Raw genomic sequence first — 19,503 nt, forward strand, 5'->3', positions numbered from 1 at the left:
GCGCGGCTGAACGTATGTAACCTATAACAAGGGAGAATAGAAAATGGAAGACAATATCTTTGACAAAATCCACGACGTGGATTTGAAAAAGACCATGGAGGATTGTTATATCGATTATGCCATGAGCGTAATCGCTGCCCGTGCCCTTCCGGACGTCCGGGACGGTTTAAAGCCGGTACAGCGGCGTGTGCTTTATTCCATGATCGAGCTGAATAACGGACCGGATAAGCCCCACAGAAAGTGCGCGCGTATCGTCGGTGATACCATGGGTAAATATCACCCCCATGGAGACAGCTCTATCTACGGAGCCCTGGTTAATATGGCCCAGGACTGGTCCACCCGTTATCCGCTGGTAGACGGACACGGAAATTTTGGTTCCGTGGATGGTGACGGCGCTGCGGCAATGCGATATACAGAGGCCCGCCTGAGTAAGATTTCCATGGAAATGCTGGCGGACATCAATAAAAATACCGTAGACTTTGTACCGAACTTCGATGAGACCGAGAAGGAGCCTTCTGTGCTGCCCTCCCGTTTTCCCAATCTGCTGGTCAACGGAACCACAGGTATCGCAGTCGGTATGGCCACCAACATTCCGCCCCACAACCTGCGCGAGGTGGTAAAGGCGGTGGTGAAGCTTATCGATAACCGGATCGAAGAGGATCGGGACACCACCATCGAAGAAATCTTAAAGATTGTCAAGGGACCGGATTTTCCCACAGGCGCGGAGATTCTCGGAACCCGCGGCATTGAGGAAGCATACCGTACCGGCCGGGGCAAGATCCGGGTGCGCGCGGTTACCAATATAGAGACCATGAGCAACGGCAAGAGCCGTATCGTGGTAACAGAGCTTCCCTATATGGTCAATAAGGCGCGGCTGATCGAGAAGATCGCCGAGCTGGTAAAAGAGAAGCGGATCGACGGTATCACCTACATTGGAGATGAATCCAGCCGGGAAGGCATGCGGATCAACATTGAGCTCCGCAAGGACGCCAACGCCAGTGTAATTTTAAATCAGCTGTATAAGCACACACAGCTTCAGGATACCTACGGCGTGATTATGCTGGCTCTGGTAAATAACGAGCCGAAGGTGCTGAATCTTCTGGATATGCTGAAGTATTATCTGCTTCACCAGGAAGACGTAGTGACCCGCCGTACCAGATACGATCTGAACAAGGCGGAGGAACGTGCCCATATCTTAAAGGGTCTGCTGATTGCCCTGGATCATATCGACGAAGTAATCCAGATTATCCGCGGTTCCCGGTCTACGCCGGAGGCGAAGCAGAAGCTGATGGATCGCTTTGAACTGGACGATGTACAGGCACAGGCTATCGTAGATATGCGTCTGCGTACACTGACCGGTCTGGAACGGGAGAAGCTGGAGGCAGAATATAAGGCGCTGATGGAGCAGATTGATTACCTGAAGGGAATTCTGGCAGATGAGAAAAAGCTGCTGGGCGTCATCAAGGAAGAGATTACCGTAATTGCGGACAAATACGGCGATGATCGCCGGACCAGCATCGGCTTTGACGAATTTGATCTGTCCATGGAGGACCTGATCCCGGAGGAGGACGTGGTTATTACCATGACCAATCTGGGTTATATCAAGCGTATGACCACGGATAATTTCAAAAGCCAGAACCGTGGCGGCAAGGGAATCAAGGGTATGCAGACCATCAATGAGGATTACATTGAGGATCTGATGATGACCACTACCCACCACTACATCATGTTCTTTACCAATACCGGTAAGGTTTACCGTCTGAAGGGCTACGAGATTCCGGAGGCCAGCCGGACCTCGAGAGGAACCGCGATTATCAACCTTCTGTCCCTGCAGCCGGGAGAGAAGATCACAGCGGTGATCCCCATCAAGGAGTACGAGGAAGGCAAGTATCTGTTCATGGCCACCAGAAATGGCCTGGTGAAGAAAACAGCTATCCGGGAATACTCCAATGTGAAGAAATCCGGACTGGTAGCGATCAACCTTCGTGATAATGACGAGTTGATCGAGGTAAAATATACCAACAATGAGCAGGACGTATTCCTGATCACCAAGTATGGTATGTGCATCCGTTTCCGCGAGACAGACGTGAGAGCCACCGGCCGTGCGTCCATGGGCGTCATCGGTATGAATCTGACCGATCAGGACGAAATCGTGGCTATGCAGGTGCGCAGCCAGGGCGAGTATCTTCTGGTAGTATCCGAAAAGGGTCTGGGCAAGCGTACCGGCATGGACGAGTTTACCGTACAGAACCGCGGCGGCAAGGGCGTGAAGTGCTATAAGATCACCGATAAGACCGGAAATGTGGTCGGCGCCAAGGCAGTCAACGAAGACAATGAGGTAATGCTGATTACCACAGAGGGAATCATTATCCGGATTCCCTGCGGCGGCATTTCCATCGTAGGCCGTATCGCATCCGGCGTGAAGCTTATGAACGTGGATTCTGAAAATGTATCGGTCGCAAGTATCGCGAAGGTGCGGGAGCAGATGAATAAGGACGATTCTGTAGAAGAGATTGAGAATTCTGAAACGGAAGAATAAAATATCGAAAATCAATAAAAATATATTGAAAAACGATAAATAAAGTAGTAAGATACAGGTATCTGAAAGGGATAGATGTATCTTACTATTTTTTTTAACGTAATTTCATTACAGGAGGTAATTATGAAAGTGACAAAATTTACAAAGGCTTTGTTGGATTTCATGCTCTGGGCGGGGATTCTGGCGGCTTTCAGTCTTCCGGTTTCCCTGAAAATCCTGGGAGACTATTTTCCGGAGTATCGGCGGTATTACCTGCCACTGCTGGTGTTCCTGTTTCTCTCCGGCATTTTCGCGGTGCTGATTATCCGGGAGCTCCGCTCTATGTTCCGGACGGTTCTTGCTTCGGACTGCTTCGTGGAGAAGAACGTAATCAGCCTGAAGAGAATGTCGGTTTACAGCTTCTGGATTGCGGGACTGACCGTGATTCGATTATTTCTGGCGACGACCCCGGCGGCTATGGTGGAGGTGCTGGTGTTCCTGATCGCGGGTCTGTTCAGCCGGGTGCTGGCAGACGTCTTCGATCAGGCTGTTACCTACAAGCTGGAAAATGATTTAACCATATAGGGGGATTTGAGATGTCAATTCGTATCAATCTGGACGTGATGATGGCCAGGCGGAAAATCGGCCTCACGGAGCTTTCCCAGGAGGTAGACGTGACCATGGCCAATCTGTCCATTTTAAAAAATAACAAGGCAAAGGCAGTACGGTTTTCAACGCTGAATGCCATCTGTAAGGCGCTGGACTGTCAGCCCGGCGATATTCTGGAATACGTTCCGGACGGAGACGGGGCAGAGGTCAGCGGAAAGGGGATCTGACATGAAACTATCGGACAGAGAAAAAAATGTAAGTGATTTGCAGCTGCTGTTGGGATTTTCGGCTTTTTATGTATGCTGTCTTTTTGAAAATGTTTCCGGAATCCTGTACCCGGTGTTTCTGCTCGGAATAATCTGGCTGTACGGTTTTCTGATGGAGCGGGCCGGCCGGAGGATCAAAAAGGAATCCCGGCGTTATCTGCTGGCGGTTCTGCTTCTGGGTATTTCTACATTCCTGACCGGCAATCCTGTAATCATCTGGCTGAACAGGCTGGCAGTGTGGCTGCTGTGGGGCATGGTGATCCTGCATGACGGCCGGGAGGATCAAAACTGGAGTGTATTCCGCTATATGGGAGACCTTTTGGATCTGGCGGTTACGGTTCTGACCCGTCTCTTTGCGGTATTTCCGGAGCTGGCGAGAAGCCGGAGAGAACGGCAGAGGGAGTCAGGTACGGAGAACAGGAAGCATGACAAGCTGATTTATGTGATTCTGGGACTCCTGTTGGGTGCAACCCTGCTCTGCCTGATTCTGCCGCTGCTGATTTCCGCTGACGCGGTCTTCGATCAGCTGCTGGGGGAGGCTTTTGATTTTGCGGTAAGAATTCTGGGAAATCTGATGATCCCCACGAAGCTTATCCGAATCCTGCTGATGTTTCTGTGGGGCGTGATGTTCTTCTATGGCGTATACAGCGCTGTAAAAAACCGGAAGGATCCGAGCGGAGAAAAGGATCTGCGCACCCAGGAGCCGGTTCTGGCCATTACGGTGCTGGCTGTGATTGGCGTCGTGTATCTGCTGTTCTGTATGGTACAGATATCCTATCTGTTCACCGGCGGCTTTGCGCTTCCGGAGGAGTATTCCTACGCGGGCTTTGCCAGACAGGGCTTTTTCCAGCTTTTGTTTGTCAGCGGGCTGAATCTGCTGCTGGTGCTGGTGATTCTGGGCTTTTTCCGGGAAAATAAGATCCTGAAAATCATGCTGACTGTCCTTTCCGCCTGCACCTACATCATGATGATCTCCTCCGCCTGCCGGATGATCCTGTATATTCAGGCTTATCAGCTGACGAGACTCCGGGTTCTGGTGTTGTTTGCGTTGCTGGTACTGGCAGTACTGTTCGCGGGCGTGATTCGCAATATTTACCGGGAGAACTTTCCTTTGTTCCGGTACAGCGTGGCGGTGGTGACGGTGATTTACCTGATGTTATCCTTCAGCCATATGGACGCCTGGATTGCTTCTTACAATATCGCTCACAATCAGACCAGCTATTTTTACGAGCTGTCCACAGACGCGTCGGGCCCGATGCTGAAAGCCGCAAAGGAAGGAACGGCGGAGACGGAGATGACGAGAGCATATTTTTCCATGAATGAGTATCGGCAGGAGGAGCATACGGGGATCCGGAAATTCAACGTGTCAGAGTTTTTGTTCAGGCTTCGGTGCAGAGAATACTTTCTAAGCTGAATACTTTCCTACTGAATTTAGGGTGACAAAAGAAAGGCTTTATACTATAATTACATTGAATTCTTATACCATTTCCGGGTAATGAGAATTCAATGTAATTTTTTTGTGGAAAATGGAGATTGTATGCAAAATAAATTATTACGGGCGGCCGGTGGAGTCGTTCTCTGGCTGTCCATCCTGCTTTTTGGATTTCTGACCGTAGCCAGTCTTGTCAGCACCACATATTTTACCCCGGATTCCTCCTATGGGGAGCGACCGGAATACAGAATGGATTGGATTCCCGTGAACCTGTTGTTTCTGGCGGCTATGGCAGGAATTCTGTATCTGGCATATAAAAAACAGATATTTGAGAAAATTTCAGTAAGGGCCCTGGCGGCTGTCGCAGTTCTTTTCGTGATCGGTATGAGCATCCTGTGGATTCAGGTGAGCCACACCTATCCGGAAGCGGATCAGATGGCGGTTTCCTGGGTGTCCTACCTGATGAGCCAGAATAATTTTCTGTTCTTTGAGCATGGAAAATACATGCAGATTTATCCGAACCAGCTGGGACTTTCCGCAATTCTGGAGGCCCTGTACCGGCTGACCGGAGGAGAAAACTGGAAAGCTTTTATGTACCTGACAGCCCTGGCAAATGGAGGCGTTGTATACCTGCTTTATAAAATTACGGACAGGCTTTATCAGGATCAGATAGCGGACAGGCTGGTATTGCTGGCGTCCATGGGATGCATCCAAATCATTCTGTACAGCACGTTCCTTTATGGAATCATGCTGGGACTGTTCTTCGCACTGGGCTCTTTTTACGCGCTGCTTCTTTTCCTGGAATATGGAACATGGCGCTATGCGGTGCTTTCCGGAATTTTGATCGGAATCTCCATTCTGGTGAAGAATAATTACAGTATCTTTCTGGTGGCGCTGGTGATTCTGCTTCTGTATGATGGGGTAAAAAAAAGAGGAAAAAGTCTGCCGGCAGTTCTGATTCTGCTCGGAATGACGCTGCTCTTAAGTAAAAGCCTGACTACTTTTTACGAGACCCGCTCAGGTCTTGCGATTGAAAGCGGTATGCCAAAATCCCTCTGGGTAGCCATGGGGATACAGGAGGGAGAGCGCGCCGAGGGCTGGTATAACGGATTTAATTATGATACGTACATAAACTCGGATTGTAATCCGGAGATCAGCGATGCCATAGCGAAGAAAAGCATTGGGGAGGCTCTGGATAAATTTCAAAGGGATCCGGTTTATGCCGGCCGGTTTTATCTGAAAAAAACCATATCCCAGTGGAACGAGCCCACCTATGAGGCTCTTTGGGTCAACCAGTTTCACAGCGGAGAATTTTCCACCATTGTCCAGAGTATTTATGAGGGCAAGCTGTACCGTGTGCTGAATGAATACATGAATTTCTTCCAGCTTCTGGTATTTGCTTCCGTTTTCGCAGGACTTCTGAATAGCAGAAACGGGAAAAAGAGGTGGCAGCTTTCAGAGCTTTTTCTGCCCATGGTGATTCTGGGAGGATTTCTGTTCCACACCATCTGGGAAGCCAAATCCCAGTATATCTTCCCGTATTTCGTCTGTATGCTTCCGGGCGCGGCCGCAGGACTGGCGGGAATGATGAGAAAATGGAACAGCCATAAGAAAGAAAAGTAAGTGAAACCAAAGGAATACCCTGGAAACATGGGCAAAAATAGGAAAGGTTTTAGACTATGAAAAAATATTTTTCACAGAAAATATGCGTCATTTCCGCCCTGCTGACGATCCCGTCCACCGCCCTCTTGTGCTGGCTGGTTATGCGGGTATTGTATCAGCGGATGCCGGAATATACGGAGTTTGTCACAGGCTATACCACCTGGACCGCCTACTATAAGCAGGGGGATATGACTCTGGCCAATCTGTTTATCGGAAGTCTGCTGGGCTTTTTTCTGCTGTACGCGGTGCTTCTGACTCTGCTTTCGAAGAAATGGAGCCGGCTTTGCGGCAGTTTTGATCGGACAAAAGAATATACGGCGAAGCAGCGTGAAAGCTATGGGTGGTTTGAGGACGCCTGCTTTCTGGTAATCTTTTCACAGTTTACCCTTGCTATATTCTGGGGCGGTCTGTTGAAAGAAATATTTGGGATGCAGTCCTGGCTGGAGAAACTTTTCCCCATAGTCCAGTGTATAACTCTGCTCGCTGTGGGTATCTTCCTGTTTTTTAACTACAAATGTGGAAAAGATCCGAAAAAACGGAAAAGCTGGATTGAATGGATGCAGTGTTTTTTGCCGCTTGCGTTCCTACTCTTCCATTCTTTTACCTATATCCGGAGCGGAGAAGTGATAGAGCTATACCGGGGAAAAAACATGGCGATGGTCTCCAATGTGGCCTTCTGGCTTGCAATTGGATACAATGGGCGTTTATTCCGTAAGCGCAAAGAAAATCTGCGGCCGACCATTTCCCTTATGACCTTCCTCTCCCTGGCGGTTTTCGCCTCCTGGACGCTGCCAAACGGAACGATTTCCGGCACGCCCCTGGAGATGTACCATTACGGAGAGATTTCAGAGCCGCTGCATGAGTTTCTGAATTACGGCATTGTGCCCTATATCAATACCATGCCGATCCACGGAGTCTGCGATTATTTCCAGGCGGCAGTGGGAAAGCTGTTATTTGACGGAACCTATGCGTCCATTGAACCGGCTATGACCGTGGGCTGCGTCCTCATCGCCATGGCGACGGCGGCGGTGTTCTACTATTTTATCGACAATCAGCTGCTGGGGCTTCTCTGCGTGCTGCTGTTCTCCCTGTTCGGAGACAAATACTATTACGTGCGCTGGGCCTTTGCGCTGCCCTTTATCGTGATCGTATTTTCAAAAAAAATGCGGAAGGATTTTTCCATGCAGCTTTGGAGCTGGACCTTTATCTCGATCCTGTCCATCGCCTGGAATTCCTCCATCGGCGGAGCCTGCGCCCTGGCGACCCTGCCTATGATTCTCTGGGAGTGCTTCCATGAGAAGGGCTGGAAAATCTTCTTCCGCCTGAATGAAAAAGAAGTGCGGCGGAAAATTCTGCCCTGGTATATTCCGCTTCTGATCTTGGGAATTTGCTTTATTCCCATGTTTTTCGCGATTCTTCGATATATTGTGGAAAATTCGGCGGCGATTCTCGAAACCACCGGGGATATTCTGCGGGAGGAGCTTGCAAGTCCCTTTGTCTGGTACGCCACCTTTGGCTTCGGACTTTCCCTTCTGGCAGCCCTGATTTTCCCGGCAGGAAAAGAAGGAGAAGAGAAAAAGCTTGCCCTGTACGCTCTGTTTTTCCTGATTATCTTCAATCTGGTGATCGTGCGTTATACCTTCGTGCGGACCCAGTTTGGCGAGCGGGGGATTATCGTAACCACCATCTGCAGCCTGTTTCTGATTTTGATGATTTTCCTGCCCTCTCTGGAAAAACGCTTTTCTCTGTGGACGGCGGGTATGATGGCCCTTCTGTTCCTGACGACGGTGGTAACCAGGGGAAGCAATCTTCTGACCATGCCCGCGAAGGTGTTCGAGCGGGATACGATCAGCGACGATTATACTTATGCCACCGTGGAGGAGACGGGCATCCCAGGCCTTGGCAACATTTACATTACGGAAAAGCAGAAGGAAGAGCTGATGAACCTGAATACCCTGGTCAATGATCTTTGCCGGGATAAGAAGGTTGTGGATATGACGAATCAGCTGTCCCATTACAATATCCTGAATAAGGAAAACCTGATGCCCTTCAGCAGTACCTACAACACCAACAACCGGGTGATGCAGACCCGGGCAATAGAGGTGCTGCAGGAAAAGCAGCCGGAAATCCTGATCGTGGCGCCTGCCTGGCAGCATGATTCCGGATCCCTAAGTACCCGAAATTACTACATGTACCAGTATCTGCAGAAGCACTATACGCCCTGCAAGTATAAGAATATCATTTTCCTGACCAATGACGACGAGGTGCGGGCCCGGTTTGAACCGGCCTACGAGGAGTTTGGAAAGCTCCAGCACATCGAGGATCTGAAAATGCTTCCGAAAGCCTGGGGCAATGAAGTTCTAAAGGAGCAGGAGACGGAGGCGCTGAAGATAGACTGGAGCCTGCTGGACACCAACGCCACGGAACTGGGCGATGATCGGTATATTCTGAATGCCGAGGAAAACTATTTTCTCTACGCCTTTCCAGAAAATCGGGACGGCTCGGAGATTCCCTTCCTGCGGATTACGGTCAGGGACGAAAGCGGATCCGGGGATCCTTTGAAATTCCAGGGCGTGGTGTACTTCATGAATGAGGGGAAGGGCGTGAAAGAAGCTCACCGCTTTACCTTTGACGGAAGTGAAGGAAGCTTTCTGATTCCATTGACTACCAGCCCCTACTGGAGCTATTCCGATAAGCTTCAGTCCATGATGCTGGATTTCATCAGCGGCAGCCTGGCAGGAAAGCAGGTTTCGATAAAGACAGAGTTTGAGACGCTGAAGCTTACAGAAAGATAAAGAGAAGAAAATAAAGATGAGAAGAATTATTTTGATGGTATTGTATAATCTGCCTTTTGTACCATACTGGTGGTGGCAGTTGTGTCATTTCGCAAAGCATACGGAGGAGATTCCGGAGCCGGAGAAATACGCGCTGCTGAAAAAAATCACCCTTCACGCCAATAAGGGAGGACGGGTGAAAATCGACGTACATGGAAGAGAGCATATTCCCACAGGGGAAAGCTTTGTCTTTTTCCCTAACCACCAGGGACTCTTCGATGTACTGGCGATTATTGAAGCCTGCGATCAGCCCTTTTCAGTGGTGGCAAAAAAAGAAGTAAAGGACGTGCCGTTTCTGAAGCAGGTGTTCCGGATCATGAAGGCGAAAATCATGGATCGGGAGGATGTACGTCAGTCCATGCAGGTGATTCTGGCTGTGACCGAGGAGGTCAAAAACGGGCGGAACTATCTGATTTTCCCGGAGGGAACCCGATCGAAACATGGAAATCAGGTGGGGGATTTCAAGGGCGGCAGCTTCAAATGCGCTGTGAAGGCCAGGGCTCCCATCGTTCCGGTGGCCCTTCTGAATGCCTTTGAGCCCTTTGATCGGAACAGTATCGCCCCGGTTACGGTTCAGGTTCATTTTCTGGAGCCGATTTTCTACGAGGAGTACAAGGATCTGAAGACCAATGCCATCGCCGAGCTGGTGCGGGATCGGATCGTAAAAACCATTGCGGAACAAGAAAACGAAGCGGCAATGAAATAAGGTTTCATTTATAAGCAAAGGAGGGTATGTCTATGAGCAAAGCACTGGAAAAATTGCAGAACTGTATGAGATGTATTCGGGAGAAAACAGATTTTCAACCGAAGGTGGCGCTGATTCTGGGATCCGGTCTGGGTGATTACGCGGAGAGCATTGATATCCGGGCTGAGGTCAGCTACCAGGAGATCGAAGGCTTCCCGGTGTCTACCGTACCCGGACATAAAGGACGTTTTGTTTTCGGTTACGTGAATCAGGTTCCGGTGGTAATCATGCAGGGTCGGGTTCATTACTACGAGGGTTATTCCATGGAAGAAGTGGTGCTGCCCACCCGTCTTATGGGTATGATGGGCGCTAAAAAGCTTTTGCTCACCAATGCGGCAGGCGGCATGAACTTTGATTTCGCGCCGGGAGATTTTATGCTGATTACCGATCACATTTCCTCCATGGTACCCAGTCCTCTGATCGGGGCGAATCTGGAGGAGCTGGGACCCCGGTTCCCGGACATGAGCGAGGTCTACAGCCACCGTATGGGTCAGGTGGTAAGAAAAGAGGCGGAAAAGCTGGGCATCCCCCTGAAGGAGGGCGTTTATATCCAGCTGACAGGACCGGCCTATGAGACCCCGGCTGAGATCCGCATGTTTCGGAGCCTGGGCGCGGACGCGGTCGGCATGAGTACCGTCTGTGAAGCAATCGCGGCCCGTCATATGGGAATGGAGATCTGCGGAATCTCCTGTATCACCAACCTGGCGGCCGGTATGTCGGCCAGGGAGCTGAATCATGCAGAGGTACAGGAAACGGCAGACCGGGTGGCGAAGCAGTTTAAGGAGCTGGTGACAGCTGTGGTGACCGGAATATGAGAAAAATAGCGCTGGTGGCCTGTTCAAATGGTCTGGAAGTACGGAAAAAGGGGAGCGTGGAGGAGCTTTGCGCATACCTGGAGGGGCTGGGCTTCACGCTCTGCGTAAGTCCCTGCCTCTATGAAAAAGATCCTGTTTTCTGTTCTGTCTTCAGCGGTACTGTGGAAGAACGGGCCGAAGCTCTGATGAGCTTTTACCGGGATCCGGAGGTACAGGCGATACTGGATCTGTCAGGCGGTGATCTGGCCAATGAGCTTCTGCCTTATCTGGATTACGAGGTGATCGGGAAAAGCCGGGCAGAATTCTGGGGCTACAGTGATCTGACCACGATTCTGAATGCCATCTATGCGAAGACCGGCAGGTCTTCCGTCCTTTATCAGGCCCGGAATCTTGTTTCGGACGGCGGATTCTTCCGCCGTCCGGCCTTTGAAAATACAATATTACAGAAACAATCGGATTTATTTCAAATTTCCTGCCAATATGTGCAAAAAGGACAGAAGCAGCAGGAGCTCTGCGGCACCCTGGTGGGCGGGAATATCCGCTGTCTCCTAAAGCTGGCGGGGACGGAATACTGGCCGGATATGCAGGACAAAATTCTTCTTCTGGAGTCCTGGAGCGGCGGCGTTCCGAAGATGGTTACGTATTTCAGCCAGCTAAGGCAGCTTAGCGTATTCCGGCAGATAAAAGCCCTGCTTCTCGGCACCTTTACGGAGATGGAGGACAGGAGTTGTTCCCCGACCATAGAGGAGCTGGCCTGCCATTACGCAGGAGCAGAGCTTCCGATTCTGAAAACCCGGCAGATTGGCCACGGAAAAGACGCGCTGGCCGTCCGTGTCGGAGAGCATTTTCATTTCTTATGACAATCCTTCTTAGAAAAAACGGGCGCAGGGCTTGACAACCCCCGTTCGGAAATGCTATGTTAAAGCTAACTTATACAACTGACGGAAGTGGAGTTTACCACAGGGAGTATAAGGGTTTGAGAGCCGACCGTCTGGGCAGAGAAGAAGCCTGGGATGGATCGGTTCCTTTTCGTTTCAGGCCTTATAGATCGCATTTCGCAGGAGGAAAAAGTAATGGAAATGATTTCACTGGCACAGGAGCTTCAGGAAAACGCATACCCCGGAAGAGGTATCGTACTGGGCCGTTCCGAGGACGGAACCAAAGCGGTAGCAGCTTATTTTATCATGGGAAGAAGTGAGAACAGCCGCAACCGTATCTTCGTGGAGGAGGGAGAGGGCATCCGCACCCAGGCCTATGATCCTTCCAAGCTGACGGATCCGAGCCTGATTATCTACGCTCCGGTCCGGGTACTGGGACACAGAACCATCGTTACCAACGGCGACCAGACAGACACCGTCTACGAGGGAATGGAGAAGGGCCTGACCTTTGAGCAGTCCTTAAGAAGCCGGGAATTTGAGCCGGACGCCCCCAACTATACCCCGCGGATCTCAGGCCTGATGGAGCTGGAAAACGGCGGATACAGCTACTCCCTGTCTATCTTAAAGAGCAACAACGGCGATCCCGCATGCTGCAACCGCTATACCTTCTCTTACGAGAACTGCGCTGCAGGCGAGGGTCACTTCATTCACACCTATCTGCATGACGGCAATCCGCTCCCCAGCTTTGAGGGCGAGCCCAAGCTGGTTGCCATTCCGGACGATATGGAAAAATTCACCAATATGCTCTGGAACAACCTGAACCCGGAGAACAAGGTATCCCTGTTTGTGCGCTACATCGACATTGCCACAGGAAAATACGAGACCGTCATCAAAAATAAAAATCAGGAGGACTAAGGAAATGAAAGAACTGGAACTGAAATATGGCTGTAACCCCAATCAGAAACCGTCCCGTATCTACGTGGCAGACGGATCTGACCTTCCTATTACCGTGCTCAGCGGCCGTCCCGGCTACATCAATTTCCTGGACGCCTTCAACGGCTGGCAGCTGGTCAGGGAGCTGAAGGCAGCCACCGGACTTCCGGCAGCCACCTCCTTTAAGCACGTATCCCCGGCAGGCGCAGCAGTGGGTCTTCCGCTGGACGATACCTTAAAGAAAATCTACTGGGTAGACGATATGGGAGACCTGTCTCCCCTGGCCTGCGCTTACGCAAGAGCCAGAGGTGCGGACCGTATGTCCTCCTTCGGCGACTTTATCGCCCTGTCTGACGTCTGCGACAAGGACACCGCTTCCATCATCAAGAGAGAGGTATCCGACGGCGTTATCGCTCCGGGCTTCACAGAGGAGGCGCTGGAGATCCTGAAGCAGAAGAAAAAAGGAAATTATGTGGTCATTCAGATTGACACCGACTACAAGCCGGCTCCCCTGGAGCACAAGGAGGTCTTTGGCGTGACCTTCGAGCAGGGCCGTCAGGAGCTTCCCATCAACGACGAGCTGATCGCCAATATCGTGACAAAAAATAAAGATCTTCCGGAAAACGCAAAGCGCGACATGAAGATCGCCCTGATTACCCTGAAATACACCCAGTCCAACTCCGTCTGCTTTGTAAAGGACGGACAGGCCATCGGTGTAGGCGCGGGCCAGCAGTCCCGTGTACACTGTACCCGTCTGGCAGGCCAGAAGGCGGACAACTGGTTCCTGCGTCAGAGCCCCAAGGTACTGGGACTTCAGTTCGCGGACGGAATCGGCCGGGCAGACCGGGACAATGCCATCGACGTCTATATCGGAAACGAGTACATGGACGTACTGGCAGACGGCGCCTGGGAGAGGGTCTTCAAGGTAAAGCCGGAGGTGTTCACCGAGGAAGAAAAGAAGGCATGGCTGTCCCAGATGAAGGACGTGACCGTTGGAAGCGACGCCTTCTTCCCCTTCAGCGACAACATTGAGCGGGCGAAAAAGAGCGGCGTAAAATATATCGCGGAGCCCGGCGGATCTGTCCGTGACGATCTGGTTATTGAGACCTGCGATAAGTATGATATGGTAATGGCATTTACCGGAATCCGTCTGTTCCACCACTAATTTCAGAAAAATACACAAGTGAGAAGCGCCTCCGACTTCAAATGAAGCCGGGGGCATTTTTACGGGCAAAAACGGCCACAGAAAAAATATGGAAATTCGATATTACTAAAAAAATTGTTTAAAACTATTGAATTTTTCGGGCGACTGTGTATAATGTAAAATGATTTTGCAATTTTAAATAAAAAGTTTAGTATAAGAAAACAGGAGGTGCGCCGTGGATATCGGCAAAAAGCTGAAAGAGCTGCGTCAGCAGAAGGAGCTGACCCTGGAGGATCTGGCATCCCGCAGCGAGCTGACCAAGGGGTTTCTGTCCCAAGTGGAGCGGAACCTGACGGCTCCCAGTATCGCTACCCTGGAGGATATCCTGGAAGCATTGGGAACCAATCTGTCTGAGTTTTTCCATGAGGAGCCGGAGAAGCAGGTGGTTTTTTCCACCCAGGAGTTTTTTGTGGACGAGCAGCCGGATTATTGTATCGAATGGGTGATTCCCAATGCCCAGAAGAATAAGATGGAGCCTATTCTCCTGACCCTCCATCCGGGAAAAAAGAGTCAGGAAATGCCCGCCTTTGACGGGGAGGAATTCGGCTATGTGCAGAAGGGCAGCGTAACGCTGGTCTGCGGCAGCAAAAAATACAAAATAAAGGCCCAGGAGACCTTCTATCTGGACGGTACCGAAAGTCATTATTTATACAATCATGGGAAGAGTGACGCAAAGATCTTGTGGATCACCACACCCCCCATGTTTTAGGAGGAGATGTGTTATGGAACAGAATACACTGATAAGCTTTCGAAATATTGTGAAAAGCTTTGACGGCCAGGTGATTCTGAAGGGAGTCAATCTGGACATCAATGAAAAGGAATTTGTCACTCTTTTAGGACCCAGCGGCTGCGGAAAGACGACTCTGCTCCGGATTCTGGGCGGTTTCCTGGACGCGGACGAGGGAAGCGTCATCTTCGACGGCGAGGAGATCAGCAAGAAACCCTCCTACGAGCGGGAGCTGAATACCGTATTTCAGAAATACGCCCTGTTTCCCCATTTGAGCGTATACGAAAATATCGCTTTCGGACTGAAGATCAAGAAGATGAGTAAAGATATCATCGATCAGAAGGTCATGAAAATGCTGAAGCTTATCGGCCTGGAGGGTTATGAGAATAAAAACACCACTCTGCTGTCCGGCGGACAGCAGCAGCGTGTGGCCATTGCCCGGGCGCTGGTCAACGAGCCGAAGGTGCTGCTTCTGGACGAGCCGCTGGCGGCCCTGGATCTGAAGCTCCGCAAGGAAATGCAGTACGAACTGAAGCGGATTCAGCAGGAGGTCGGAATTACCTTTATCTTCGTAACCCACGATCAGGAGGAGGCCCTGACCATGTCAGATAAGATCGTGGTCATGAACAACGGAGAAATCCAGCAGGTGGGAACGCCGGAGGAGATCTACAACGAGCCCACCAACCGCTTTGTAGCCAACTTCATCGGCGAGAGTAATATCATTCCCGGCGTGATGGAGGAGGATTATAAGGTCCGCTTTGACGATATTACCTTTGACTGCGTAGACTTTGGCTTTAAGCAGGGCGAGCCGGTGGAGGTGGTTATCCGTCCCGAGGATATCGATATCGTGCCGGTGGAAGATGGCAAAATGACCGGAGAGGTCTTAAGCGTACTGTTCAAGGGCGTGCACTATGAGATCATCGTGGAGACGGTGCCCGGTACCAGCGTCACGGTCAATATGCATGTGATCAGCAATCAGGACGTAACCAGCGCCGACGGCAGGGAGAAGATGAGCGCCAGCAACTTCTATGTGGACGTGGAGGACGTGAAGAATCTGGACGACAAAGAGGTGATCGCCCTTTCCAACGCCCAGGCGTGGAATCCGGAGACTGACGAATATATCTCCATTCATAAGGTGGAGTACGACGTAAAGGAGGAGCTGGGCGAGTATCCGGTGCGCTTTACGGCAGCAGGCGGAACCACCATCGAGCGTATGATTTACGTGGTAAATCAGCCCTTTGTAAAAAATGAGAAGGCAAACGAGGCGGTTATGGCCTTCAACTTTGCCAGAACCGTGGACGAGATCCAGGAGTCTCAGGCTCTGGATACGGATATCAAGACCTGGGCCAACGCGCAGGGCTGGAAATTAAGCGACGAAAACCAGAGCGTGGACGTCAGCGTAGACTACGATTTCGATCCGGAGCATATCCAGGAAGGCAGCTATCCGATTACCTTCTGGACCACCGGACGGGAGTTCAAGATTCACACCACCGATTATTCGGAAGTAGGTCAGGAGGTCGGCCTGACATTCTTCCCGGAGGATATTCATGTTATGGAGAGGATGCTGTTCTAAATGAAGAAATTTTCACAGCTTGCAGTCCCGTACATCGTATGGGCGGCACTGATGCTGGTTATGCCGATGTTTCTGATCGCTATGTATTCTGTGACAGAGCAGGGCAACAGCATTGTGTCCTTTAAGTTCACCTTGGATCATTACGTCAGATTTTTTACCGACCCGGATTTCCTGATAATCCTCTGGCGTTCCATCTGGATAGCAGTGAAGACGACGATCATCTGCCTGCTTCTGGGCTATCCGATTGCGTTTTTTATCGCCCGCAGCAGCGAGCGTGTCCAGAATATCCTGGTGCTGGGCATTACGATTCCCATGTGGATCAATATGCTGGTGCGTACCTATGCCTGGATTGGCCTTCTGAGCGAGGGCGGACTGATTTCCCGTATCCTCGGCATCTTCGGCCTGGGTCATACAGAACTTCTGTATACACAGGGCGCGGTGCTTCTGGGTATGGTATATAACTTCCTGCCCTTTATGGTGCTGCAGATCAACACCGCCCTCTGTAAGATGGATCCGTCTCTTCTGGAGGCCAGCGCGGATCTGGGAGCCAACCGGGTGCAGACCTTCCGGCGGGTAACCCTGCCCCTGTCCCTGCCCGGCGTCATCAATGGAATTACTCTGGTATTCCTGCCGGCAGTCAGTTCCTTCTTTATCCCGAAGCTTCTGGGCGGCGGACAGTATTTCCTCATCGGAAATATGATTGAGAACCAGTTTATTACCGTGGGAGAATGGAACTTCGGCAGCGCCATTTCCATGATTATGGCAGTCATTATGATGGTAATGATGATGGCGGTTCGTAAGGTGGAGAAACGTAATCGTGGCGGAAAGGAGGAAGAGTAAACCAATGAAAAAAGGAAAACGTACTTTTGGAAAAATCCTGATGGTTTTGACCCTTGCCTTCTTTTATTTGCCGATCCTGTATATGATTATTTTTTCCTTCAACGCAGGAAAATCCCTGACGGCCTTTACCGGCTTTTCCCTGCGCTGGTATCAGCATATGCTGGACTCCAAGGATATGATGGAGGCTCTGTACACCACCTTTACGGTGGCGATTATCGCCACATTGATTTCCACGGCAGTGGGAACCATTTCCGCCATCGGCCTGAGTAAATCAAAGAAAATCCTCCGGGACGTAATGGATCAGGTCAATAATTTCCCCATGATGAATCCGGAGATTGTGACGGCTATCGGCTTTATGCTGCTATTTATTACCTTTAAAATCGAAAAGGGCTACGCCACCATGCTGCTGGCCCATATCGCTTTTTGTATTCCCTATGTAATGCTCTCCGTCATGCCGAAGATCCGATCCCTGGATCCCAATCTGGCAGACGCGGCTATGGATCTGGGTGCTACGCCCTGGCAGGCATTGATCCGCGTCATCGTGCCGGAGATTACGCCGGGTATCATTTCCGGCGCGCTGATTGCGTTTACCATGTCGGTAGATGATTTTATCATTTCCTATTTTGTAACCGGAGGCGGCGTCAAGAACCTGAGTATCGTGGTCTACACCATGAGCAAGCGGATCAATCCCAGTATCAATGCGGTATCGACGCTGGTGGTTATCATTATCACCGTTGTGCTGGTGCTGATCAACGTGGTGTCCATGCTGATGGCGAAGAGGCAGAAGAAGGACGAAGTGGGCAGAAGGAGTTTTGTACTGCCAGGCTGCGCGGCAGCCGCTGTGATTCTCCTGATCTGTCTGGTGAAAATCGGTTCCGCCGGTCAGGATCTTCCCTATGCGGGACAGACCCTGTCGGTCTATATGCCCGGTGAATATATGGGAGAAAATGTAATTCCGGATTTTGAGAAGGCAACCGGAGCAACTGTCGCCATGGAATACTTCGATTCCAATGAGCAGATGTATATCAAGGTGGCAAATGAGGAAAACTATGATGTACTGATTCCCAGTGATTATATGATTCAGCGTCTGATGGACGAGGGTTATCTGCAGAAACTGAAGCCGGAGCTTTTGACCTGTATGGACGAGATCACCGATTCGGTGAAGCATCCGGCCTTCGATCCGGACGACGCGTATTCCGTATCCTATTTCTGGGGAACCGTAGGTATCGTATACGATAAAACCAAGGTAAGCGAGGAGGATCTGGAGCGGGAGGGCTTCAATATCTTCAAGGATACCAAGTACAGGGGAGATATCTATCTCTACGATTCCGAGCGGGATTCCTTCATGATGGCTCTGAAGGCTCTGGACTATTCCATGAATACAGAAAATGAGGCGGAGCTTCAGGAGGCTTATCAGTGGCTGGTGGAGTGCGTCCAGACCATGAAGCCGGAAATCGTAACTGACGAGGTTATCGACAACATGGCCCAGGGAAGAAAAGCCCTTGCCTTATGCTATTCCGGCGACGCTGCTTACATTATGGCAGAAAATGAGAACATGGGCTACTACCTGCCGGAGAGCGGAACCAACCTGTGGTACGATTCCATGGTAATTCCTGCCAACGCGAAAAACGTAGAGCTGGCCCACGAGTTTATCAATTTTGTCACTTCCTATGATTACGCCTATGACAATTCCAGCTATGTAGGTTATACCTCGCCGAATCAGGAGGTTCTGGACGTGTTGTCCGGAGAAGGCGGCGACTACGAAGGAATCAACGCGTACCTGCCCCGGGTGGGATATCCGAAGGACGAGGTATTCGTGTTTAACGACGCGACCCGGAAGCTCATCGGTAATCTCTGGAGCAAGGTGAAAATAGCAGCCAGCAACGCAAATTAGAAGTTCGTTTTTTCTTTCTATTATATATACGAAAAGAAATTTATAAGGTTCTGTAATAAAAGTGTAAAAACGTGTTGACAAACAGGAAACCATCAAGTATAATAACCTATGCGTCAGACTTGACGCGAAGTGAATATCGAAAGAAATGAACTTCAGGAGAAATACTCAAGAGGCTGAAGAGGCGCCCCTGCTAAGGGTGTAGGTCGGTAATCCCGGCGCGAGGGTTCAAATCCCTCTTTCTCCGTTTCTTATCAAAAAGAAATTAAAAATTCTTGAAAAAAGTTGTTGACAAACACTTTTGAGTATGATAAGATAAACAAGTTCCGCTTCAAGAGTGGCGGAAACGTTCTTCTTCAAGAGCTGAAAAAACTTCTTCAAAAAAGTTAAAAAAGTTCTTGACAAACGAGAACGAATGTGATAAAATAGTCAAGTCGCTTCGGTAAGGAACGACAAAGACAACAGAACGAACCTTGATAACTGAACAGTGTAAACCTTGAAAATTCTAAGAGAATGAATTCAAGAACAGTTCGATTCTTAGTAATAAGAACGAACACCTTTTAACAGTAATACGGG

The 19,503-nt window shown here is 50.3% G+C and carries 14 protein-coding genes, 1 tRNA gene, 1 pseudogene and 1 riboswitch; all 16 genes and pseudogenes read left to right on the forward strand.

Going from position 1 to position 19,503, the window contains the following annotated elements:
• Nucleotides 1–43: 43 nt before the first annotated feature.
• The 16 genes and pseudogenes from gyrA (at nucleotide 44) to ACTNCH_RS05035 (ending at nucleotide 19,174) form a co-directional block, all read left to right on the forward strand.
• On the forward strand, nucleotides 44–2,539 hold the full coding sequence (gyrA, locus tag ACTNCH_RS04960; protein WP_441019153.1) for a DNA gyrase subunit A: 2,496 nt from the start codon (nucleotides 44–46) through the stop codon (nucleotides 2,537–2,539).
• A 123-nt stretch (nucleotides 2,540–2,662) separates the two neighbouring features.
• Nucleotides 2,663–3,103, forward strand: coding sequence for a DUF2975 domain-containing protein (locus ACTNCH_RS04965; RefSeq protein ID WP_441019155.1), 441 nt, complete (start codon nucleotides 2,663–2,665; stop codon nucleotides 3,101–3,103).
• A gap of 11 nt (nucleotides 3,104–3,114) precedes the next feature.
• Complete coding sequence (locus ACTNCH_RS04970) at nucleotides 3,115–3,354, forward strand: helix-turn-helix domain-containing protein (RefSeq protein ID WP_441019157.1); 240 nt, start codon at nucleotides 3,115–3,117, stop codon at nucleotides 3,352–3,354.
• Between the two features lies 1 nt (nucleotide 3,355).
• Nucleotides 3,356–4,807, forward strand: a complete 1,452-nt coding sequence (locus ACTNCH_RS04975) for a DUF4153 domain-containing protein (protein WP_441019159.1) — start codon at nucleotides 3,356–3,358, stop codon at nucleotides 4,805–4,807.
• Nucleotides 4,808–4,930: 123 nt separating this feature from the next.
• Nucleotides 4,931–6,448, forward strand: coding sequence for a glycosyltransferase family 39 protein (locus ACTNCH_RS04980; RefSeq protein ID WP_441019161.1), 1,518 nt, complete (start codon nucleotides 4,931–4,933; stop codon nucleotides 6,446–6,448).
• 56 nt (nucleotides 6,449–6,504) lie between these two features.
• A complete protein-coding gene (locus tag ACTNCH_RS04985; protein WP_441019163.1) occupies nucleotides 6,505–9,282 on the forward strand; it encodes a hypothetical protein in 2,778 nt (925 codons plus the stop codon).
• A 16-nt stretch (nucleotides 9,283–9,298) separates the two neighbouring features.
• Nucleotides 9,299–10,027: a lysophospholipid acyltransferase family protein gene (locus ACTNCH_RS04990; RefSeq protein ID WP_441019165.1), complete on the forward strand. Its 729-nt coding sequence runs from the start codon at nucleotides 9,299–9,301 to the stop codon at nucleotides 10,025–10,027.
• A gap of 32 nt (nucleotides 10,028–10,059) precedes the next feature.
• A complete protein-coding gene (locus tag ACTNCH_RS04995; protein ID WP_441019167.1) occupies nucleotides 10,060–10,881 on the forward strand; it encodes a purine-nucleoside phosphorylase in 822 nt (273 codons plus the stop codon).
• On the forward strand, nucleotides 10,878–11,741 hold the full coding sequence (locus ACTNCH_RS05000; RefSeq protein ID WP_441019169.1) for a S66 family peptidase: 864 nt from the start codon (nucleotides 10,878–10,880) through the stop codon (nucleotides 11,739–11,741). The genes ACTNCH_RS04995 and ACTNCH_RS05000 overlap by 4 nt, the downstream gene beginning before the upstream one ends.
• Before the next feature lie 64 nt (nucleotides 11,742–11,805).
• Nucleotides 11,806–11,885: riboswitch (ZMP/ZTP riboswitch) on the forward strand.
• A 69-nt stretch (nucleotides 11,886–11,954) separates the two neighbouring features.
• Entirely contained in the window at nucleotides 11,955–12,674 is a 720-nt protein-coding gene (locus ACTNCH_RS05005) for an IMP cyclohydrolase (protein WP_441019171.1), read from the forward strand.
• A gap of 4 nt (nucleotides 12,675–12,678) precedes the next feature.
• The gene (locus tag ACTNCH_RS05010) at nucleotides 12,679–13,857 is read left to right on the forward strand and encodes a phosphoribosylaminoimidazolecarboxamide formyltransferase (protein ID WP_441019173.1); all 1,179 of its coding nucleotides are present in this window, start codon (nucleotides 12,679–12,681) and stop codon (nucleotides 13,855–13,857) included.
• A 214-nt stretch (nucleotides 13,858–14,071) separates the two neighbouring features.
• A complete protein-coding gene (locus tag ACTNCH_RS05015; RefSeq protein WP_440322843.1) occupies nucleotides 14,072–14,605 on the forward strand; it encodes a helix-turn-helix domain-containing protein in 534 nt (177 codons plus the stop codon).
• A gap of 13 nt (nucleotides 14,606–14,618) precedes the next feature.
• A pseudogene (locus tag ACTNCH_RS05020) lies at nucleotides 14,619–15,707 on the forward strand (ABC transporter ATP-binding protein); the annotation flags it as partial.
• A 489-nt stretch (nucleotides 15,708–16,196) separates the two neighbouring features.
• Nucleotides 16,197–17,036, forward strand: a complete 840-nt coding sequence (locus ACTNCH_RS05025) for an ABC transporter permease (protein WP_441019176.1) — start codon at nucleotides 16,197–16,199, stop codon at nucleotides 17,034–17,036.
• 4 nt (nucleotides 17,037–17,040) lie between these two features.
• Entirely contained in the window at nucleotides 17,041–18,930 is a 1,890-nt protein-coding gene (locus ACTNCH_RS05030; RefSeq protein WP_441019178.1) for an extracellular solute-binding protein, read from the forward strand.
• Nucleotides 18,931–19,085: 155 nt separating this feature from the next.
• Nucleotides 19,086–19,174: transfer RNA gene (locus ACTNCH_RS05035), tRNA-Ser, on the forward strand.
• Nucleotides 19,175–19,503: the final 329 nt, after the last annotated feature.

Origin of the sequence: Candidatus Merdisoma sp. HCP28S3_D10 (genome assembly GCF_052065835.1) — a bacterium.
GTDB lineage: Bacteria > Bacillota > Clostridia > Lachnospirales > Lachnospiraceae > Laedolimicola.